The organism is Achromobacter sp. NPDC058515 (assembly GCF_042721735.1).
In the GTDB taxonomy this organism is placed as follows: Bacteria; Pseudomonadota; Gammaproteobacteria; order Burkholderiales; family Burkholderiaceae_B; genus Achromobacter.
The window spans coordinates 116,571-133,585 of the sequence record NZ_JBHXNI010000012.1 but is presented as its reverse complement, the minus strand read 5'-3'; the positions used below and the strand labels follow the sequence as shown (position 1 = coordinate 133,585).

The following is a 17,015-nucleotide window of genomic DNA, read 5'->3' as shown; positions in this document are numbered from 1 at the left end:
ATGCCCGGAAAAATGTGAAAATCCGTTTCATGCCATCGACCCGCCGTTACCGAAGCGCGCTGACTCTGTGCCGATTGGCTTTGCTATGCCTGGCTTGCGGCTGGGGCGGCAGTTCCGCTCTGGAAGTCAATTCCGACCGGCTGCAAAGCCTGTCGGCCAGCCGCTACGGCGCCAAGGGCTCCAAGTCGGTCTCGACCTGGCTGCAGCTGATGCGCGATCCCGCGCCCGCCCCCGAAAAGGACAGGCTGACGGTGGCGAACGATTTCTGGAACCGCGCCCTGCTCTCTGGCGAAGACTCCCTCATTTGGAAGCAGGCGGACTATTGGGCGACGCCGCTGGAATCGCTGGGCAGAGGCGCGGGCGATTGCGAAGACTATGTCATCGGCAAGTACTTCACCTTGCTGGCGCTTGGCGTCCCGGCCAACAAGCTGCGCTTCATCTATGTCCGCGCGCGCGTCGGCGGACCAGCCAGCAGCAGCCAGATAGCCCACATGGTCCTGGGCTATTACGAAACGCCGAATGCGGTCCCGCTGGTGCTGGACAGCCTGATCTCAACCATCCTGCCGGCCACGCAGCGGCGCGACCTGACGCCGGTATTCAGTTTCAACGCCGACGGCGTCTACGTGGACGGAAAAGCCGCCGCCCCCGTTGACCGCCTCAGCCGCTGGCGTGATCTACTTCAACGCATGGAACGGGAAGGCATCCGCCCCTGATGTCCGGAAACAAGACTATGTCCATACTTCGTCAGCTACTGCTCAGCGTGACCCTTGCCATCAGCGTGATCCTGCTGGGCACACTGGCGCTCAGCATCAACTCCGCGCGCGAATACCTGTCCGGCCAGCTCCAGGTGCAAAGCACCGATGCCGCGGTGTCGCTGGCGCTGTCCTTGTCGCAACCCGCGAACAATGATCCCGTGGTCCAGGAACTGCTGGTGTCGGCGCTGTATGACGGCGGGCATTTTTCGCTGGTGCGGCTGACTGACCCGGAAGGCCGGGTCCTGATCGAGCGCAAGTCCACGGCCAGCGCGGCTTCGGTGCCAGTTTGGTTCCGGACGCTGGCGCCGCTGGATGCGCAGGCGGCCACGCATGCCGTCAGCGACGGATGGCGGCAGATCGGCGAGGTCACGCTGATCGCCAATGACGCCTATGCTTGGGAAGCGCTATGGCGCAGCAGCCTGAAAATGATCGCGCTGGTGGTGGGCGCGGGCATTCTCTGGGCGGTTTTCGCCTTTGTGCTGGTAGGCTGGATCAAGAACCGCCTGCTGCGCGAGATCAGCGACCACGTCCGCAGCATCGGCCGCGACGCCCCGCCCGAGCAGATGGAGGCGCGCGTGCCCGAACTGTCCGGCGTCGTCCAAGCCCTGAACCAGACGCGCGAGCGCGTGCATGCCAGCGTCGAAGAGCAGAACGCCAAGATCGAATCGCTTGAGCTGGAATTGAACCAGGATCCGGTGACCGGCCTGCCAAACCGCAAATACTTCGTCAACGAGTTCCGTCGCGCGCTGGAAACGAAGCCGGCGACGGCGGCGGCGCGCGGCGTCGACGGCGGCCACGTGCTGGTGTTCCGTCAACGCGACCTGGCCGACCTGAACCGCTATATGCCCCGCGAATTCATCGACCAATGGCTGCGCACGGCATGCGAACGCATCCGCGGCACGCTAAAGAGCATGCATGTGGCCGCGCCCCTGCTGGCCCGCCTGAACGGATCGGACTTCGCGTTGCTGCTGCCCGGCTGCGCGGCGCCGCAGGCAATGATGGTCGCGGAACAGCTGCGGGCCGACCTGCACGCCTCGCGCATTCCCGTCGGCGAAGGCCATTTGTGCCGCTGGGCGCAGGCCATGACCGACTACGGGCACGGCAGCCAGGCCGGCCCGGTGCTCGCGCGGCTGGATTTCGGGCTGATGCGCGCCGAAAGCGCCGGCAACGACCAAGTCGTGATCGCGGGCGCGACCGATATGCAGTCGCCTTCGGAATCCGGAGAGCGCGCCTGGAAGGACGCCATCCTGTCCGCACTGGAAGACCGCCGTTTCGAACTGGCGACCGAGCCCCTGCTGGCGCTGGACGGGCGCACGGTGCGGACCGAGGCGATGCTGATGCTGCGCACCGCCGCCGACCAGGTGCCGATCCCGGCCACGCTGTTCATCCCGCCCGCCGTGCGCCTGGACCTGGTGGCCGATTGCGACCTGGAATCCGTCCGCCTGGGGCTGGACTGGCTGGCCTCCCACGAGGGCGAGCTGGCGGTGCGCGTGGCCCTGCCCTCGTTGCGTGGCCAGAAGTTCTTGCGGCAACTGGCCCTGCTGCTGACCGAGCGCCGGCCGCTGGCGCGCCGCCTGTTCCTGGAAATCGATGCGCACGGCCTGGTCGAATGCCACGAGCAGATTGCCGCGCTGGCGCGCGTCGCCTCGGAATTTGGCGCCCATATCGGCGTGCGCCGGCTGGCGCAGCAATTCGGCGCCGTGGCGCAATTGCACACGCTTCCCCTGGCCTACGTGAAATTGGGCGGAGGTTTCGTGGGCGGCATGTCGCAAAGCCCCGGCAGCCAGCAATTGACGGCGTCCGTGCTGGAAACGGCGCGGGCCTTGCACATCGCGGTCTATGCGGAAGACGTGCCGGACGCCGAAACCCAGCGCATCCTGGCCAGCCTGGGCATCGGCATCATGCGGGGTCCGGGGGTCAAGACCGCGGCAAGCGGGGCATAAGCCGCCCCGCGCCCGGCCGCCCGTTCAACGGGCGGCTGTGCCTTTGGATTGCTCGTACAGCGGCATCACTTTCTGCGCGGCGGCTTGCAGGTCGCTGATGCGCGAGGCCGCCGAAGGATGGGTGGAGAGGATCTCGGGCGGTGAATTGCCCTGGGCGGCCGAGCCCATCTTCTGCCACAACGTCACGGCGGCGCGCGGGTCATAGCCTGCCCTGGCCGCCAACTCCACGCCCATCCGGTCCGCCTCGGTCTCATGCGTGCGGCTGTTGGGCAGGGTGAACATCACGCTGGTCAATTCCCCGCCCAGGTCGGAAGCCACGGATGAGCCCGTGGCGATGGACAGCACCGACAAGCCCAGATCGGTTGCCATCTGCTGGGACACCCGTTCGCGCGCATGTTCGCGCAGCGCATGGGAGATCTCGTGGCCCAGCACCGCGGCCAGTTCGTCGTCGGAGGGCTTGATCTTTGCGATCAGCCCCGTGTAGACCGCGATCTTGCCTCCCGGCATGCACCAGGCGTTGACCTCGTCGCTGGACAGCACATGCACTTCCCATTTCCAGCCGGCCGCGTCGGGGCGGAACACGTCCGCCTGATCGATCAGGCGCTGGGAGATGGCGCGCACCCGCGCCAGCTGCTGGGCATCCCGATCCAGCAAGCCTTTGGACTGGGCCTGCTTGAGGATGTCGGTGTACTGCTGGGCCGCCTCCTGGTCCAGCGCCTGCGACGGCACCATGCTGGACATATATTGGGTGCGGTTGACGCCAACGGCGCCGGACTGCGTGGTGTTCATGCCCGTGCAGCCCGCCAGGACGGCCAGCGACAGCACGGCCCCGGCATTGCGCAGAAAGTTAGGTTTCCGGTTCATGTCGGCCTCCAAGCCATTTCAACAGCGAGAAGCGTATCAGACCGTCGAGCCGCACTGCCCGCGATGACGCAGGGCGTGGTCGATCAGCACGAGCGCAAGCATGGCTTCGGCGATCGGGGTTGCCCGGATGCCGACGCAAGGATCATGGCGGCCCAGCGTCTGCACCATGACCGGCTCATTGGCGCGGTTGACCGAGCGGCGCTCGACGCGGATGCTGGACGTGGGTTTGATCGCCAAGGATACGGTGACGGGCTGGCCGCTGGATATCCCGCCCAGCACCCCGCCCGCATGGTTGGTGAGGAATCCGTCGGGCGTGATTTCGTCGCCGTGCTCCGAACCGCGCTGCGCGATGCAGTCAAAGCCCGCCCCGATGGACACGCCCTTGACCGCGTTCAGGCCCATCATGACGTGCGCGATATCGGCATCGAGACGGTCGTAGATGGGCTCGCCCCAGCCTGCGGGCACGTTCTCGGCCACGACCTCGATGCGCGCGCCCACGGAGTCCCCGTCGCGACGCAACTGGTCCATATAGGCCTCCAGTTCCGCGACGATCTCGGCATTGGGCGCATAGAAGGGGTTGTTGGACACTTCGTCCCACGAGACGAAGGGAATCGCGATGGGGCCAAGCTGGCTCATGTAGCCGCGCACCTTGACGCCGTGCTCCTCGGACAGCCATTTCTTGGCAATCGCGCCGGCCGCCACGGTTGGCGCCGTCAGCCGCGCCGACGAACGGCCTCCGCCGCGCGGGTCGCGCATGCCGAATTTGCGCCAATAGGCGTAGTCGGCGTGACCCGGACGGAAGGTGTCGGCAATATTGGAGTAGTCCTTGCTGCGCGCATCGGTATTGCGGATCAGAAGCGCGATCGGCGTACCGGTAGTGAGCCCTTCATAGACGCCGGACAGGATCTCTACCTGGTCGGCTTCCTGGCGCTGCGTGACATGGCGCGACGTGCCGGGACGGCGGCGGTCCAGTTCGAGCTGGATGTCGGACGCGTCGAGCGCGAGCCCGGGAGGGCAGCCATCCACGACGCAACCGATGGCCGGCCCGTGGGATTCGCCGAAATTCGTGACGGTAAAGAGGGTACCTAGGGTGTTGCCGGGCATAGGGAATCAACAGGTCGGGTTTGCGAGCAACCCCGATTATGACACCGCCGAGGCCAAAGCCTGGATTTCAGACGCCGGCGCCGGCCGTCCCAGCAGGAAACCCTGCATGACCCGGCAACCCAGGGACTTCAGGATTTCGCGCTGGCCTTCGGTCTCGACGCCCTCGGCCACCACAGGCAGGTGCATCGCCTGGCAAAGGCCGAACAAGGCGGACACGACCTCGCGGCTGCCCGCGTCCGATTCCAGCGCGGAAATGAAACTGCGGTCGATCTTGACCCAGTCGATGGGCAGGTGGCGCAAGTGATTCAGGCTGGAATAGCCGCAGCCGAAGTCGTCCAGCGCCACCCCGATGCCCTTGGCGCGCAAGGTGTTCAGGATTTTCACGTGCCGATCGTAGTGCAGGATGAAGATGGACTCGGTGATCTCCAGCACCAGCTTGTGGGGAGCCAGGCGCGTCGCCGCCAGCACATCGGAAACCAGCTGGACCAGGCTGTCCTCGTTCATCTGCTTGACCGACAGGTTCACATGCACGCGCCAGGCGGACGGCCACAGCGCGGCTTGCGAGCAGGCGCGTTCCAGGATCCAGGCGCCCAGCGGCACGATCAGGCCGCTGCGCTCGGCCAGTTCGATGGTCACCGCGGGCGACACGCTGCCCAGGACCGGATGATGCCAGCGCAACAGCGCTTCGCATCCCTGCACCATGCCGGTGCCGCTGTCGCAGACCGGCTGGTAATACAGCTCAAACTGGTCCATCGCCGGCGTGGTCAACGCCAGCCGCAAGTCGTTTTCCAGCCCCTGCTGGTCCCGCTGGCGCGCCAGCAGGCGGAAATCGAACAGATTCCAGCCCGGGCCGCCACGTTCCTTCAGGGGAACCAGGGCCACCTGCACGCAGCGCTGCAATTCCTCCACGCTGCGGCCATGCTCGGGATAGAGCGCGGCCCCGATCCGAAAAACCGCAATTAGGGGACGCCCCCCCAATTCGTAGGGGACGCTCAGATATTCCAGCAGCTTGGCCGACACCTGCGCCGCGCCCTCTTCGTCCACTTCGGGCACGCAGACGGTGAACGCGTCTGTGCCGGTACGCGCGGCCATGCCTCCCAAGGTCCGGGAAAGAAGGCTGAGCCTGTCCGCCACCAGCACCAGCAGCGCCTGGTCTTCGCCGGCGCGAAGCATGGCGCTGATCTGGGCGTAGTGTTCAAAGCTGACCAGGAAGAAGGCGCCCCGGCGCGGGGTCCCTTCGGACTTGTTCAGCCACGCGCGCGCACGACGATACAGCTCCTGCTGGCTAAGGAGACCGGTCAGTTCATCTCGCGTCAGGCGGCGGCGCAACATGCGTTCCCGGCGGACGAAAAACAGACTTATCGCTGCAAGTGCGCCTGCGAGCGTCAGGCACAGTGCGAGCAGGTAACTCTCACGCACGGAGCCCCCTATCTATAAGCCCCTGGCGTTGTGGTCCGCAGACGGACCCAAGGGCTGTAACATCTTTTAAATTATGCATTGTTTTTGCAAAAAAACGCCACATTTCAGAGGCAACGCACCCCTCTTTTCCGGGTTCCTTCGGATATCTAGTTGCTCGCGGCGGGTCATGACGGGTCCTGGAATAGCGGTCGCTGGCCGGTCCTGTTCGCCATGCCTTGCCCTTACTACGACAGCCGAACCCCAAAAATTAATACGCAGTGTCTCAATAGTTCTCAGGCGGGCAATTATCACGAACGAAATAATTGCATAGGTTGTCTGATCTCGCGGCGGATTTCGTAATATTCTGTGCGTTCTATGACACACCGAATTACAGTGTAAGCGGTGCCAACGAGGTATTAGTAACGTGTGTCACGTTTCTTATCCAGGTTTTTTCCCTGTCAGGCGCCTTCGCCGCCTGATGCCCCCCTTTAACCGGCAGCCGAGCGCTCAACGACTCAGGCAACGGTGCAGCCCAAAAAGGGAACCTCATATACATGCCCACACTACGCCGGCTACTTCTCTGCACTGCCCTCCTGATCGGTTTCATCCTGCTCGGCGCCCAGGCGTTGGGGATGCTGGCGGCTCACCGCTACCTGAACTCGCAACTGGCGCAGCAAAGCGAAGCGGGCGTCAGCGCGCTCACATGGGCCTTGTCCCATGGCCCGGTCAGCACGGACGACCAGGCGGAACTGGCGGATGAGCTGTTCGGGCAGGGCCTCTATGCCCTGGTGCGCATCACGAACGAAGGGAACGCCGTCAGCGTCGAGCGGCGCAAGCGCCCGGACGGCGCCGGGCGGGATCGGGACTGGCGCGACGCGTGGCTCGACATGGAGGCGCCGGCGGTATCGCGGACTTTCGCTTCGGCGGACGGCCGGACGAAAGGCACGGTAACGGTGCAGGCGGACGCGCGGCTGGCGCGCGACACGCTATGGCAAGGCGGCATGAGGGTGCTGGGCCTGGTGTTGGCCGCCGGCGTCTTCTGGGCACTGTTCGCCGTGAACCTCGTGCGCTGGATAGAATCCCGGACTTCGCGCGACATCTGCGAACGCGTGCGCGCCCTGGCCCCGGGCAACCATGCGGAATTGACCGGATCGTGCGAACTGGCGGGGGTGGACCAGGCCCTCGTCGACGCGCAACGCCGGGTGGCCGCCACGGTGCAGGAACAGAACGCCAGGATCGAATCCCTGCAGAGCGAGATCTATCGGGACCCCATCACCCGCCTGCCCAACCGCAAATATTTCGTGGACCAGTTCAGGCAGGCGCTGGCGGACAAGACCGCCGACGCGGGGGGGCACCTGCTGATGTTCCGCCAGCGCGACCTGGCGCAGATCAACCGGCACCTGTCGCGCGCGTTCACCGACCAATGGCTGCGCTCTTCATCCGACCGGCTGCGCAAGCTGGTGGCGGAATTCGGGGGGCCGGACACGCAGATCGCGCGCATCAGCGGATCGGACTTCGCGCTGCTGCTTCCGCGCACCTCCGCGCCCCAGGCCAGCCTGCTGGCCGAGCGTGTGCGGCGCGAGCTGCGTTCGCTGCGCGTGCCCATGGACAAATACGGGTGGTGCCGCTGGGCCCTGGCCATGGCGGCCTTCGCCCCGGGCGACAACATGAGCGACACCCTGGCGCGCCTGGATCACGCCCTGATGTGCGCGGAAAGCGCCGACGACGATCAGATCGCGCCGGCCAGCCAGGCTGCCGACAGCACGCGCATCGGCGAATACAGTTGGCATGACGCCCTGGTCACTGCCCTGGAGCAGCACCGGTTCTCGCTGTCGGCCCTGCCCTTGCATGAAGTCTCCGGCGCGCTGCTGCATCACGAGGCCAGCCTGACCCTGCACGACACCTCCGGCGCCGATCCGGTGCCGGCCTCCATCTTCATGCCCCCCGCCGTGCGCCTTGGCCTGTCGGCCGAATGCGACATCCAGGCAATCCGCCTGGGGCTGGACTGGCTGTTCACCCACGATGGCGCGTTGACCGTGCCGGTTTCCCTGGCTTCGCTCGCGCAGGGTTCCTTTCTGTCCAGGCTGGAGCGCATGCTTGCCGACCGGCCCGCCCTGACGATGCGCCTGATCGTCGAGGTCGACGCCGCGGGGCTCGTGGAACAGGGAGCCGACCTGCGCCAGCTCTGCGACATCGTCACCGGCGCGGGCGCCCGCGTCGGCGTGTCGCGGCTGTCGCAGCAATTCGGCGCCATGGAACACTTGCATGAGTTTCCCGTGTCCTATCTGACGCTCTGCGGCAGCTTCATCACCGGACTGCTGCACAGCCCCGGCAGCCAGCATCTGGCCGCCACCGTGGTCGCCACCGCCACGACGCTGGACATGGCGGTCTATGCCGCGGACGTCCCCGACACGGCCACGCAGTACATCCTCGAGGAAATGGGTGTCCGTGCGATACGCGGGGCTGTCGTAAACTTCGCCCACGCGCAAGATCTCGCGCATGATCACCAATGGGTTCCTAGTTGACGGAAGGATTGTTTCTTCGCACCCGCTGGCGTTTCCGCCATCGCCGCGCCGGCCGAGCAAGCTCCACCCGGCAATCCCCCTGGCCGCGAATGGGGCTGCTGCTGTGTGCCTTGCTCTGGCCGGGCTATGTCATGGCCTACGGCCTGGATGCCGATTACCAGAGCATCCAAACCGGCCTGACCGCGGGCGTCGCGATGGCTTGCGGCCTGGCTTGCGGCGTCGCCTGGGCCTGTACCCGGAACACCATGTTTGCGGCGGGCCTGGCCTTTGTCCTTCTCGAGGGCCTGTTCCGCTCATTGCCTGCGCTGATGCCGCCGGGCGCGCTGCAGGCGGGGTCCTATGCGGCCCTGCTGGCGTTGACCGCCCCGCTCCTGGGAGAGTCGCGCAACGCCGCCAGGCTGGCGGCGGCGTGCCGCTGGAGCAGCATCGCGCTGGCCGGCGTCGCGGCCCTGGCGCTGATCTTCGTCTATGAGACCGAGAACGGCAGGCTGCCCGCCGCCATTGCGGGCATCTGCGCCGTCGTCAGCTTGCCGCTGGCCGCGTGGTTTCTGACGCGGGCGGCAAGACAGGCGCCCGGGCGCGCGACATCCGTGGCGCTGGCGCTGATCTACGTCATCTCGGCCTGGATGCTGTGGCAGGACGCCTGGAATTCCAACGGCACCGAGGCCACTGGCACGGCTTCCGAACTGCTGCGGTTGATGCTGGTATCGGGCACCCTGCTCTGGCTGGCGCTAGATACGCCAGCGCGCGTGCGCGCACTCCCGGGCCGCAATGCCGTTGACCACACCGACGCCGAGCATCTGGCCCAGGGAGAGTTGCGGCTGTCCGAACTGGCCGGCGCGCTGGATACGCAACGCCAGGTGAACGCGCTCATTTCGCACGAACTGCGCGCGCCGCTTGCCACCATCAGCGCGGCAGCCCAGTCCCTGGACATGATTCTTTCCGACAGCGGCGAAACCGTCGACAACCGCCTTGCGCGCATCCACAGGTCAGTCACCCGCATGACCGAACTGATGGATCAGCTGCTGAACCAGGACAGGCTGGGCGAACAGGCATGGACGCCGCGCGGCGAACAAACCGATATGGCCGGGCTTGTGCGCGATGTCGTGACGGCCATGCAGCCCGACACCGCGCACGCGCTGGTGCTGCAGGCCCATGGTCCCCTGCCGGTATTTTGCGACCACCCGCTGACCAGCGTGGTGGTGCGCAACCTGATCCACAACGCCATCAAGTATTCGCCGGCCAATGAGCCGGTCCGGATTGAAACGGGGCATACCCGCATCGAAGATGTGCCGATGGCGTGGATGGCCGTCATTGACCGCGGCCCGGGAATCGCCGAAGAAGAGCAATCGCGGATCTTCGAGCCGCATTTCCGGCGCTCCGCGCATCGGGAAACCCAGGGCATGGGTATCGGCCTGTACCTGGCCCGGCGCATCTGCCAGAACCAGGGCGGCTCGCTGACCATGCAAAGCAAGGTTGGGGTGGGTACGCGCTTTGTCGTCACCCTGCCCGCTGCCGGGCCGGCGGCGTGATCGCCGCCTGGCACGCGGGCCAGGCGGGGCTCAGGCCGCGAACACGTAGCCCTGGCCGCGCACCGACAGTACCGGCAGCTTGAGGCCTGCGCTTTGCGCCTTGGCGCGCAAACGGCTCACCAGCACATCGATGCGACGCAATTCAAAACCGCCCGGGCTGTCGGGCAGGAACAGTTCCGCCAGGGCCTGGCGGCTGACCGCGCTGCCGGCCGCATCCATCAGGGCCACCAGGAACGTCCGTTCCTGCGCGCTTAGATGCAGCGAGGCGCCGTCAGGAGCGACCAGGATCCAGCCGCCGTCCTGCAGGGACCAATTGGTGTCCGCGGCGGCGCGCGTCTCCGCGTCGACGGGCCGCGGCGCCTTGGCCAGACGCATCCGGCGGGCCAGGCTGCGAATGACCGAACTGAGCTCAAGCAGATCCACGGGCTTGGTCATGTAGACATCGGCGCCGCCCTCCAGCCCGCGCACGCGGTCTTCCAGCGCGCTGCGGCCCGTCAGCATGACGATGCCCACCGGGCTCAAGGCGCGCAGGCGGGTCGCCACGGAAAATCCGTCTTCGCCGGGAAGATGGGCATCCAATATGACGATGTCGCACGGCTGCTCCTGCAATCGGCGATAAAACGCCACTGCATTGTCACAGGCAAACGCCACTCGGAAACCATAGCCGCCCAGGCCTAATGCCAACTCCTCCCGGAAGTCGGCATCATCCTCAAGCAGGCCGATACATAGCAAACCATCTGCGCCAGGCATATTCAGAGTGCTTTATATTGAAAATTGTCGACAAATGCCCCCAGGGGAGACCGCAAGCCATTCCGAGGGTGCCGCTAGCCGGCAATCTTACGACTTTTACAATGGAAACGAATGATTGCAGTGAAAAAAACCGCGATATTTCACATTTTGACCGGGTTTTTTTCTATAAACCGCTGATAAGCGTCGATTATCTATCTTCCGGCCTGCGGTAAATCGCCATCAGGACGAACAACTGACTTCGATTCCACCCGCCCAATCCGGCGGCAATCCCGCATAGCGCTCGTAGCCTTCCTGCGCAACATAGGGATTTCGCAATAGCTTCATCAGCGTATCGATTTCACTGGCGTCGCCGGTTTTCGCGGCACGGATCGCCTCTTCCGCCAAATGATTGCGCAACACGTACAGCGGATTGACGCGGTTCATGCCCGCCATCACTTCCTGCACGGGCCGCCCATCCTGCGCATGGCGCGCCAGAAGCCTGTCCAGCCAGGCGCCCGCGGCCGGACGATCGATAAAGAGATCCTCGAAGGCGCGGCGTTGCCCTTGCAGCGCGTCCGCCAGCCGCCGCCACGCCAGCGTGAAATCGGCCTGGTTGGCGTCCATCAGCTTGAGCAGGTCATCCAGCAAAGCTTCATCCACCGGCCGCCACGCCGCCAGGCCCAGCTTGGCGCCCATTTTGTCATGGAAGGCCCGCGTGAAGATGGCTTCGAATTCGTCCAGCACCGCGCGCAGGCCTTCGACGTCCTGAACCAGCATATGCAGGCTGCCGCCCAAACGGTAAAGATTCCAGAGCGCCACCGAAGGTTGGCGGTTCCACGAATAACGCCCTTCGGAATCCGAATGGTTGCAGACATGCCCCAGCCGGAAACCGTCCATGAATCCATAAGGACCGTAATCCAGCGTCAGGCCCAGGATGGACATATTGTCCGTATTCATCACGCCATGGCAAAAACCCACCGCCTGCCAATCCGCCATCAGCAGCGCCGTGCGGCGCGTCACCGCGCGCAGCAGATTTATATACGGCGCATTGTCATTCAGGGATTCGCCGGCGGGCGCTTCCCTGCATTCCGGGTAGTAGCGGTCAATCACATAATCGGCCAGCGTCTTGAGCATATCGGGCTGGCGCCGCGACGACCAGTGCTCAAACGAGCCAAAACGCACGAAACTGGGCGACATGCGCGTCACGATAGCGGCGGTCTCGACCGTTTCCCGCATGACGGGGTCGTCGGACACCACCAGCGCCAGCGCGCGCGTCGTCGGCACGCCCAGCCCATGCATGGCCTCGCTGGCCAGGTACTCGCGCACGGACGAGCGCAACACGGCCCGGCCGTCGCCCATGCGAGAGTATGGCGTCATGCCTGAGCCCTTGAGCTGCAGTTCCCATCCGCCCCGCGGCCCCTGGACTTCGCCCAGCAGATGGGCGCGGCCGTCGCCAAGCTGGCCCGCCCAGATGCCGAACTGGTGCCCGCTATAGACGGCGGCCAGGGTATCGCCGCCGGGCAGCGGTTGGGCGCCGGAGAATACGCCGAGGAATTCGGGCGTGGACAAGGCGGCGGGATCCAGGCCGATCAGCGCCGCCGCGTCGGCATTGGCGTGCAGCAGCCGCGGATTATTCAGGCCCTGGGGCGCCAGACGGGTGTAGAACGCCGCCGGCAGGGCCGCGAACGAATTGACGGCTTGCAGTTCAGTCAGGGAATGGACGCTCATGCGCGTTGGCTCCTGGCAGCGCGCTTGGCGGGCCGCACGTAGAAAATGGCGCTAAGGAAAAAGGTCGCCGACAGCAGGATCTCGCCCCAGGCCATCAGCACCGACAACGGCGCGGGATCGGACATGGCGCGCACCACGCCCTCCATCAGATACAGCAGCGACAGCATGGCCGCCCATTGATACGTGTAGAGATTGCCGCGCACGATGCCGCGCAGCGGAAACGCCAGCGGCAAGGCCTTCAGCATCATCCAGGAACCTCCCGGCCGCACGGGCGCCACCACGGTTTCCCAGGCGACGCAAAGCACGATCAGGGCAAACAATGAAACCGAGGCCAGCAGGCGCAAGCGGGGGTTGAGTTCAGGGTTCATGCTGCTATTATCGCCTGATGAATCGCCCCGCCGAGCCCCCCGCCGCTACGCCGGCGGCCACCAAGCCCTCGACCTCGCGCTCTTCATGGGTTGCGAGGGCCGGACGTGTCTTTCGTTTCACCGCTCAACGCGCCAACGAAGAAAAGCTGCTTCAGGTCGCATCCAGCCTGACCTTCACCACTGTCCTGGCAATAGTCCCCATGCTGGCCGTGGTGCTGTCGCTTTTCACCGCATTTCCCGTCTTTCAGGAATTCCGGGTCGCCCTCGAGGACTTCCTGACCAACAGCCTGATGCCGCCGTCCGTCTCGGACAACATCATGGAATACCTGAACCAGTTCGCGCGCCAGGCATCGCGCCTGACCGCCATCGGCGGCGCGTTCCTGCTGGTCACTTCGCTGCTGCTGATCATGACGATCGACCAGGCTTTCAACGACATCTGGCGCGTCTCGCGCCAGCGGCCCTTGCCGCAGCGGGCGCTGGTCTACTGGGCCATCATCACGCTGGGGCCGGTCCTTGCCGGCGCCAGCCTCTGGGCGACATCGTTCGTCGCCCGCGAGTCGCTGGGACTGGTCCAGGACGTGCCCGAGGCCGTCAGCGTCGCCATTTCCTTCATTCCCCTGGTCTTGACGGGCCTGGGTTTCGCGGCGCTGTTCGTGGTGGTGCCGAACCGCGACGTACTCTGGCGAGACGCGCTGGTCGGCGGCTGCGTCACGGCCATCGTGCTGGAAATCATGAAGTCGGGGTTTGCGTACTACCTGACGCGGTTCCCCACCTATACGGTCATCTACGGCGCATTTGCAACCCTGCCCATTTTCCTGCTCTGGATCTACCTGTCCTGGCTGGCGGTACTGCTGGGCGCGACGCTGGCGTCCAGCGCCCCGCTGATCCGGCTGGGCCGCTGGGAGATCAACCGCTACCCCGGCGCGCCGTTCGTGGACGCCCTGGACGCCCTGCGGGCGCTTCGCAAGGCGCAGGCTTCCACGCCGCCGGGCCTTCCGGCAAACGTGCTGGCGTCGAAATTGCGGCTGCACCAGGACGAACTGAACGAAGTGCTGGAATCGCTGAGCGCCATGGGATTGGTGACCCGCAGCCCCGAGGACAACTGGACGCTCACCTGCGATGCCCGCGAAACATCGATGGCGCCCGTGGTGGACCGTTTCCTGCTGGACCGCAACCAGCCCCGGGTTCGCAACGACCCGGGCATATTGCGAGTCGCTTCGTCCGTGATTTCCCAGCAAAATACGCCGACGCTGGAAGAACTCTGCGGAGAAGCGCAGAATACTGAAAATGGAATCGCTCCAATACTGCAATTGGAAGCGAACAAGAAATAGCAAAAGCATTCGGGCGTAGTCCGCCCAGGAGAAACCGATGTTGAAGGTCAGCGAGATTTTGCGCGTCAAGGGCGATACGCTCTATACGGCGTCGCCGGACATGCCTGTGTCCCAGGCCGTGCAAACCATGAGCGAGCAGGATATCGGCTCACTCGTGATCATGGAATTCGGCACCCTCACCGGCATGCTCACGTTCCGCGAGATCATCCGCCACATGCATGCGCATGGCGGAGCCGGCGAAACGACCATACGCTCGATCATGGACGATGCCCCGGTCAGCGTGTCCCCCAACACCAGCGCCGACGAAGTGCAGCGGCTCATGCTGGAAAAGCACGCGCGGTACATCCCTGTCATGGACGGCCCGACTCTGATGGGCGTGATTTCCTTCTACGACATGGCCCAGGCCATCGTCGCGGCCCAACAGTTCGAAAACAACATGTTGAAAGCCTACATCCGGGACTGGCCCACGGAAAGCGCCGAACCGGCCAAGCCCTGAGCCCAAAACCCGCCCGCGGCGCCTGCCGCGGGTTTACACCCCTGCCGGCGCCGCTTCAAACGCGGCGCCGCGCACATCCGGCGCATGCCGCTGGCTGCGCCAGGCGTCGTAGATCAGCTCGGGATTATTGGCGGCCAGCAAGGCCGGATCCGACAGCATGCGGCGCCAGCGGCGCGCCCCCGACTGCCCGTTCACCAGCCCCAGCATGGGGCGCGTCATCACGCGCAGCGGCACCCCCTTGGCGACCTGCCTCGCGGCGTACCCAGTCATGGCATCCACGACCTGCGCATCGCTGGGCAACCTGACAGACGGCCACAGCTGCAAGGAGACCTCGGACAGCACCCTCGGCGTATGCCAGGCGGCTCGCCCCAGCATCACGCCGTCGAAGTTCTCCGCGGCGCGCACGGACTGGCCGGCATCCGCCAGGCCGCCGTTGAGCACGAAGGTGCAATCCGGAAAGTCGCGCTTGAGCTGCGCGACCACGTCATAGCGCAGCGGCGGGATCTCGCGGTTGTCCTTGGGCGACAAGCCCTTGAGCACCGCATTGCGCGCATGGGCAATAAATACCCGGCAGCCGGTGTCATAGATCTTGCCGACAAAATCACGGACGAAGTCGTACGATTCCTCATAATCCAGGCCCAGGCGATGCTTCACCGTGACCGGAATGTCCACCGCGTCCTGCATGGCTTTCATGCAATCCGCCACCAGGGCCGGCTCGGCCATCAGGCAGGCGCCAAACGCGCCCTTCTGCACGCGCTCCGACGGGCAGCCGCAATTCAGGTTGATTTCGTCGTAGCCCCACTGACGGCCGAGCCTGGCCGATTGCGCCAAGGCGTCCGGCTCGCTGCCGCCCAGCTGCAGCGCCACGGGGTGCTCGGCCTCGTCAAAGTCCAGATGGCGCGCGACATTGCCGTGCAGCAGCGCGCCCGTCGTGATCATTTCCGTGTACAGGCGTGCGCGCGGGGCCAGCAGCCGGTGAAAATAGCGGCAGTGGCGGTCGGTTACGTCAATCATCGGGGCGACGCAAAGCCGCCAGTCGGGGGAGTCCAAGAATCACTCTACAAAACAAGGGGATGCGGTATTTTACGGTGCTTGGCGGCATTATGCCCGGCGGGCCCATTCGTCCGCCCCCCGAACGGCCGCCGGGCCTGCCCGCCATGTGGTCTAAAATTGCGCCGCCGCCGCCGTACAGGCATGTCCGAGCGTCCGTTAACCCCTCACTCCCGAACATCAATGGCCGTATTCACTCCCGTATCCGACGACGACGCGCGCGCCCTCCTGGCGCATTTCGATCTGGGCGAGTTCATCTCGCTTCGAGGAATTACGGCGGGTATCGAAAACACCAACTATTTCCTGCATACGACCCGGGGCGAATACGTCCTGACGCTGTTCGAGGTCCTGACGCACGCCCAGTTGCCCTTCTACATCGAGCTGATGTACTACCTGGCCGAGCGCGGCATCCCGGTGCCCCAGCCCCAGAACCTGCTTGACGGCACCCGGCTGACCACCCTGCACGGCAAGCCCTGCGCCATCGTTTCGCGCCTGCCCGGCGGCTACGAACCCGCCCCGGGCGCCGCCCATTGCGCCCTGGCCGGCGCCACGCTGGCCCGCGCCCACTTGGCCGCCCAGGACTTCCCGATCCACCAGCCCAACCTGCGCGGCCTGTCCTGGTGGCTGGAAACGGCCCCCAAGGTCATGCCGTTCCTGGACCCGGCCCAAGCCCAGCTGCTTGCCTCGGAACTGGCCGCCCAGCAAGCCGCCACCGCCTCGCCCGCCTGGCAAGCGCTGCAGGCGGGTCCGGCCCACTGCGACCTGTTCCGCGACAACGTCCTGTTCGCCGGCACCTTCGAGGACCCGCTCATGGGCGGCATCATCGATTTCTATTTCGCGGGCTGCGACACCTGGCTGTTCGACGTTGCCGTCAGCGTCAATGACTGGTGCATCGAACGGGACACCGGCGAATTCATCCCAGAACTGGTGCAGTCCTGGCTCGCCGCCTACGCCAGCGTGCGCCCCTTCACCGACGCCGAGCGCGAAGTCTGGCCCCTTATGCTGCGCGCGGCGGCCTTGCGCTTCTGGGTGTCCCGCCTGTACGACTTTTTCCTGCCCCGGCCGGCCCAAACCCTCAAGCCGCACGATCCCCGCCACTTCGAAAGAGTGTTGCTAGCGCGCCACCGCCCGGGTCTGCCGATATTGCCGTAACCGTTATGCCCCCCATAATTGGGGATAGCGCGTCCCTTTG

General features: G+C 65.4%; 14 protein-coding genes. 7 read left to right on the top strand and 7 right to left on the bottom strand.

Annotated features, from left to right (window positions below):
• The first annotated feature begins 29 nt into the window (after positions 1-29).
• Entirely contained in the window at positions 30-713 is a 684-nt protein-coding gene (locus tag ACFWP0_RS20600) for a transglutaminase-like cysteine peptidase (RefSeq protein ID WP_377845136.1), read from the top strand.
• A 17-nt stretch (positions 714-730) separates the two neighbouring features.
• Positions 731-2,698 (top strand): LapD/MoxY N-terminal periplasmic domain-containing protein, encoded by a 1,968-nt coding sequence (locus tag ACFWP0_RS20595; RefSeq protein WP_377845134.1) that lies wholly within the window; start codon positions 731-733, stop codon positions 2,696-2,698.
• A 24-nt stretch (positions 2,699-2,722) separates the two neighbouring features.
• Here ACFWP0_RS20595 and ACFWP0_RS20590 read toward each other — a convergent pair whose 3' ends face one another.
• Genes ACFWP0_RS20590 through ACFWP0_RS20580 form a run of 3 tightly spaced genes read right to left on the bottom strand, consistent with a single transcriptional unit; the run spans position 2,723 to position 5,998 of the window.
• On the bottom strand, positions 2,723-3,562 hold the full coding sequence (locus ACFWP0_RS20590) for a M48 family metallopeptidase (RefSeq protein WP_377845133.1): 840 nt from the start codon (positions 3,560-3,562) through the stop codon (positions 2,723-2,725).
• A 36-nt stretch (positions 3,563-3,598) separates the two neighbouring features.
• Positions 3,599-4,666, bottom strand: a complete 1,068-nt coding sequence (aroC, locus tag ACFWP0_RS20585) for a chorismate synthase (RefSeq protein WP_377845131.1) — start codon at positions 4,664-4,666, stop codon at positions 3,599-3,601.
• Positions 4,667-4,702: 36 nt separating this feature from the next.
• Positions 4,703-5,998: a putative bifunctional diguanylate cyclase/phosphodiesterase gene (locus ACFWP0_RS20580; protein ID WP_377845129.1), complete on the bottom strand. Its 1,296-nt coding sequence runs from the start codon at positions 5,996-5,998 to the stop codon at positions 4,703-4,705.
• A gap of 620 nt (positions 5,999-6,618) precedes the next feature.
• Here ACFWP0_RS20580 and ACFWP0_RS20575 point away from each other — a divergent pair.
• Both ACFWP0_RS20575 and ACFWP0_RS20570 read left to right on the top strand, forming a co-directional pair.
• Complete coding sequence (locus tag ACFWP0_RS20575; protein WP_377845128.1) at positions 6,619-8,589, top strand: EAL domain-containing protein; 1,971 nt, start codon at positions 6,619-6,621, stop codon at positions 8,587-8,589.
• An 89-nt stretch (positions 8,590-8,678) separates the two neighbouring features.
• Positions 8,679-10,121 (top strand): sensor histidine kinase, encoded by a 1,443-nt coding sequence (locus ACFWP0_RS20570; protein ID WP_377845126.1) that lies wholly within the window; start codon positions 8,679-8,681, stop codon positions 10,119-10,121.
• A 30-nt stretch (positions 10,122-10,151) separates the two neighbouring features.
• Here the strand turns inward: ACFWP0_RS20570 and ACFWP0_RS20565 are convergent, their stop codons facing one another.
• The 3 genes from ACFWP0_RS20565 to ACFWP0_RS20555 form a co-directional block, all read right to left on the bottom strand.
• Positions 10,152-10,871, bottom strand: a complete 720-nt coding sequence (locus tag ACFWP0_RS20565) for a response regulator transcription factor (RefSeq protein WP_377845124.1) — start codon at positions 10,869-10,871, stop codon at positions 10,152-10,154.
• Positions 10,872-11,090: 219 nt separating this feature from the next.
• Positions 11,091-12,578, bottom strand: a complete 1,488-nt coding sequence (locus ACFWP0_RS20560; protein ID WP_377845123.1) for a YdiU family protein — start codon at positions 12,576-12,578, stop codon at positions 11,091-11,093.
• Positions 12,575-12,946, bottom strand: coding sequence for a DUF2069 domain-containing protein (locus ACFWP0_RS20555; RefSeq protein ID WP_377845121.1), 372 nt, complete (start codon positions 12,944-12,946; stop codon positions 12,575-12,577). The genes ACFWP0_RS20560 and ACFWP0_RS20555 overlap by 4 nt, the downstream gene beginning before the upstream one ends.
• A 17-nt stretch (positions 12,947-12,963) precedes the next feature.
• Here ACFWP0_RS20555 and ACFWP0_RS20550 point away from each other — a divergent pair, with 17 nt between their 5' ends.
• Both ACFWP0_RS20550 and ACFWP0_RS20545 read left to right on the top strand, forming a co-directional pair.
• A complete protein-coding gene (locus tag ACFWP0_RS20550; protein ID WP_377845119.1) occupies positions 12,964-14,277 on the top strand; it encodes a YihY family inner membrane protein in 1,314 nt (437 codons plus the stop codon).
• A gap of 37 nt (positions 14,278-14,314) precedes the next feature.
• Positions 14,315-14,773: a CBS domain-containing protein gene (locus tag ACFWP0_RS20545; RefSeq protein WP_377845117.1), complete on the top strand. Its 459-nt coding sequence runs from the start codon at positions 14,315-14,317 to the stop codon at positions 14,771-14,773.
• Positions 14,774-14,806: 33 nt separating this feature from the next.
• Here the strand turns inward: ACFWP0_RS20545 and dusA are convergent, their stop codons facing one another.
• On the bottom strand, positions 14,807-15,823 hold the full coding sequence (dusA, locus tag ACFWP0_RS20540) for a tRNA dihydrouridine(20/20a) synthase DusA (RefSeq protein ID WP_377845115.1): 1,017 nt from the start codon (positions 15,821-15,823) through the stop codon (positions 14,807-14,809).
• A gap of 183 nt (positions 15,824-16,006) precedes the next feature.
• On the opposite strand from dusA, the gene ACFWP0_RS20535 reads away from it, so the two are divergent.
• Positions 16,007-16,975: a homoserine kinase gene (locus ACFWP0_RS20535; protein ID WP_377845113.1), complete on the top strand. Its 969-nt coding sequence runs from the start codon at positions 16,007-16,009 to the stop codon at positions 16,973-16,975.
• The last annotated feature ends 40 nt before the right edge of the window (positions 16,976-17,015 follow it).

Bases quoted from the DNA above. Each gene is read 5' to 3' on its own strand.
- ACFWP0_RS20600 (WP_377845136.1), top strand. From the start codon at position 30: ATGCCATCGACCCGCCGTTACCGAAGCGCGCTGACTCTGTGCCGATTG.
- ACFWP0_RS20595 (WP_377845134.1), top strand. From the start codon at position 731: ATGTCCATACTTCGTCAGCTACTGCTCAGCGTGACCCTTGCCATCAGC.
- ACFWP0_RS20590 (WP_377845133.1), bottom strand. From the start codon at position 3,562: ATGAACCGGAAACCTAACTTTCTGCGCAATGCCGGGGCCGTGCTGTCG.
- aroC (WP_377845131.1), bottom strand. From the start codon at position 4,666: ATGCCCGGCAACACCCTAGGTACCCTCTTTACCGTCACGAATTTCGGC.
- ACFWP0_RS20580 (WP_377845129.1), bottom strand. From the start codon at position 5,998: ATGTTGCGCCGCCGCCTGACGCGAGATGAACTGACCGGTCTCCTTAGC.
- ACFWP0_RS20575 (WP_377845128.1), top strand. From the start codon at position 6,619: ATGCCCACACTACGCCGGCTACTTCTCTGCACTGCCCTCCTGATCGGT.
- ACFWP0_RS20570 (WP_377845126.1), top strand. From the start codon at position 8,679: ATGGGGCTGCTGCTGTGTGCCTTGCTCTGGCCGGGCTATGTCATGGCC.
- ACFWP0_RS20565 (WP_377845124.1), bottom strand. From the start codon at position 10,871: ATGCCTGGCGCAGATGGTTTGCTATGTATCGGCCTGCTTGAGGATGAT.
- ACFWP0_RS20560 (WP_377845123.1), bottom strand. From the start codon at position 12,578: ATGAGCGTCCATTCCCTGACTGAACTGCAAGCCGTCAATTCGTTCGCG.
- ACFWP0_RS20555 (WP_377845121.1), bottom strand. From the start codon at position 12,946: ATGAACCCTGAACTCAACCCCCGCTTGCGCCTGCTGGCCTCGGTTTCA.
- ACFWP0_RS20550 (WP_377845119.1), top strand. From the start codon at position 12,964: ATGAATCGCCCCGCCGAGCCCCCCGCCGCTACGCCGGCGGCCACCAAG.
- ACFWP0_RS20545 (WP_377845117.1), top strand. From the start codon at position 14,315: ATGTTGAAGGTCAGCGAGATTTTGCGCGTCAAGGGCGATACGCTCTAT.
- ACFWP0_RS20535 (WP_377845113.1), top strand. From the start codon at position 16,007: ATGGCCGTATTCACTCCCGTATCCGACGACGACGCGCGCGCCCTCCTG.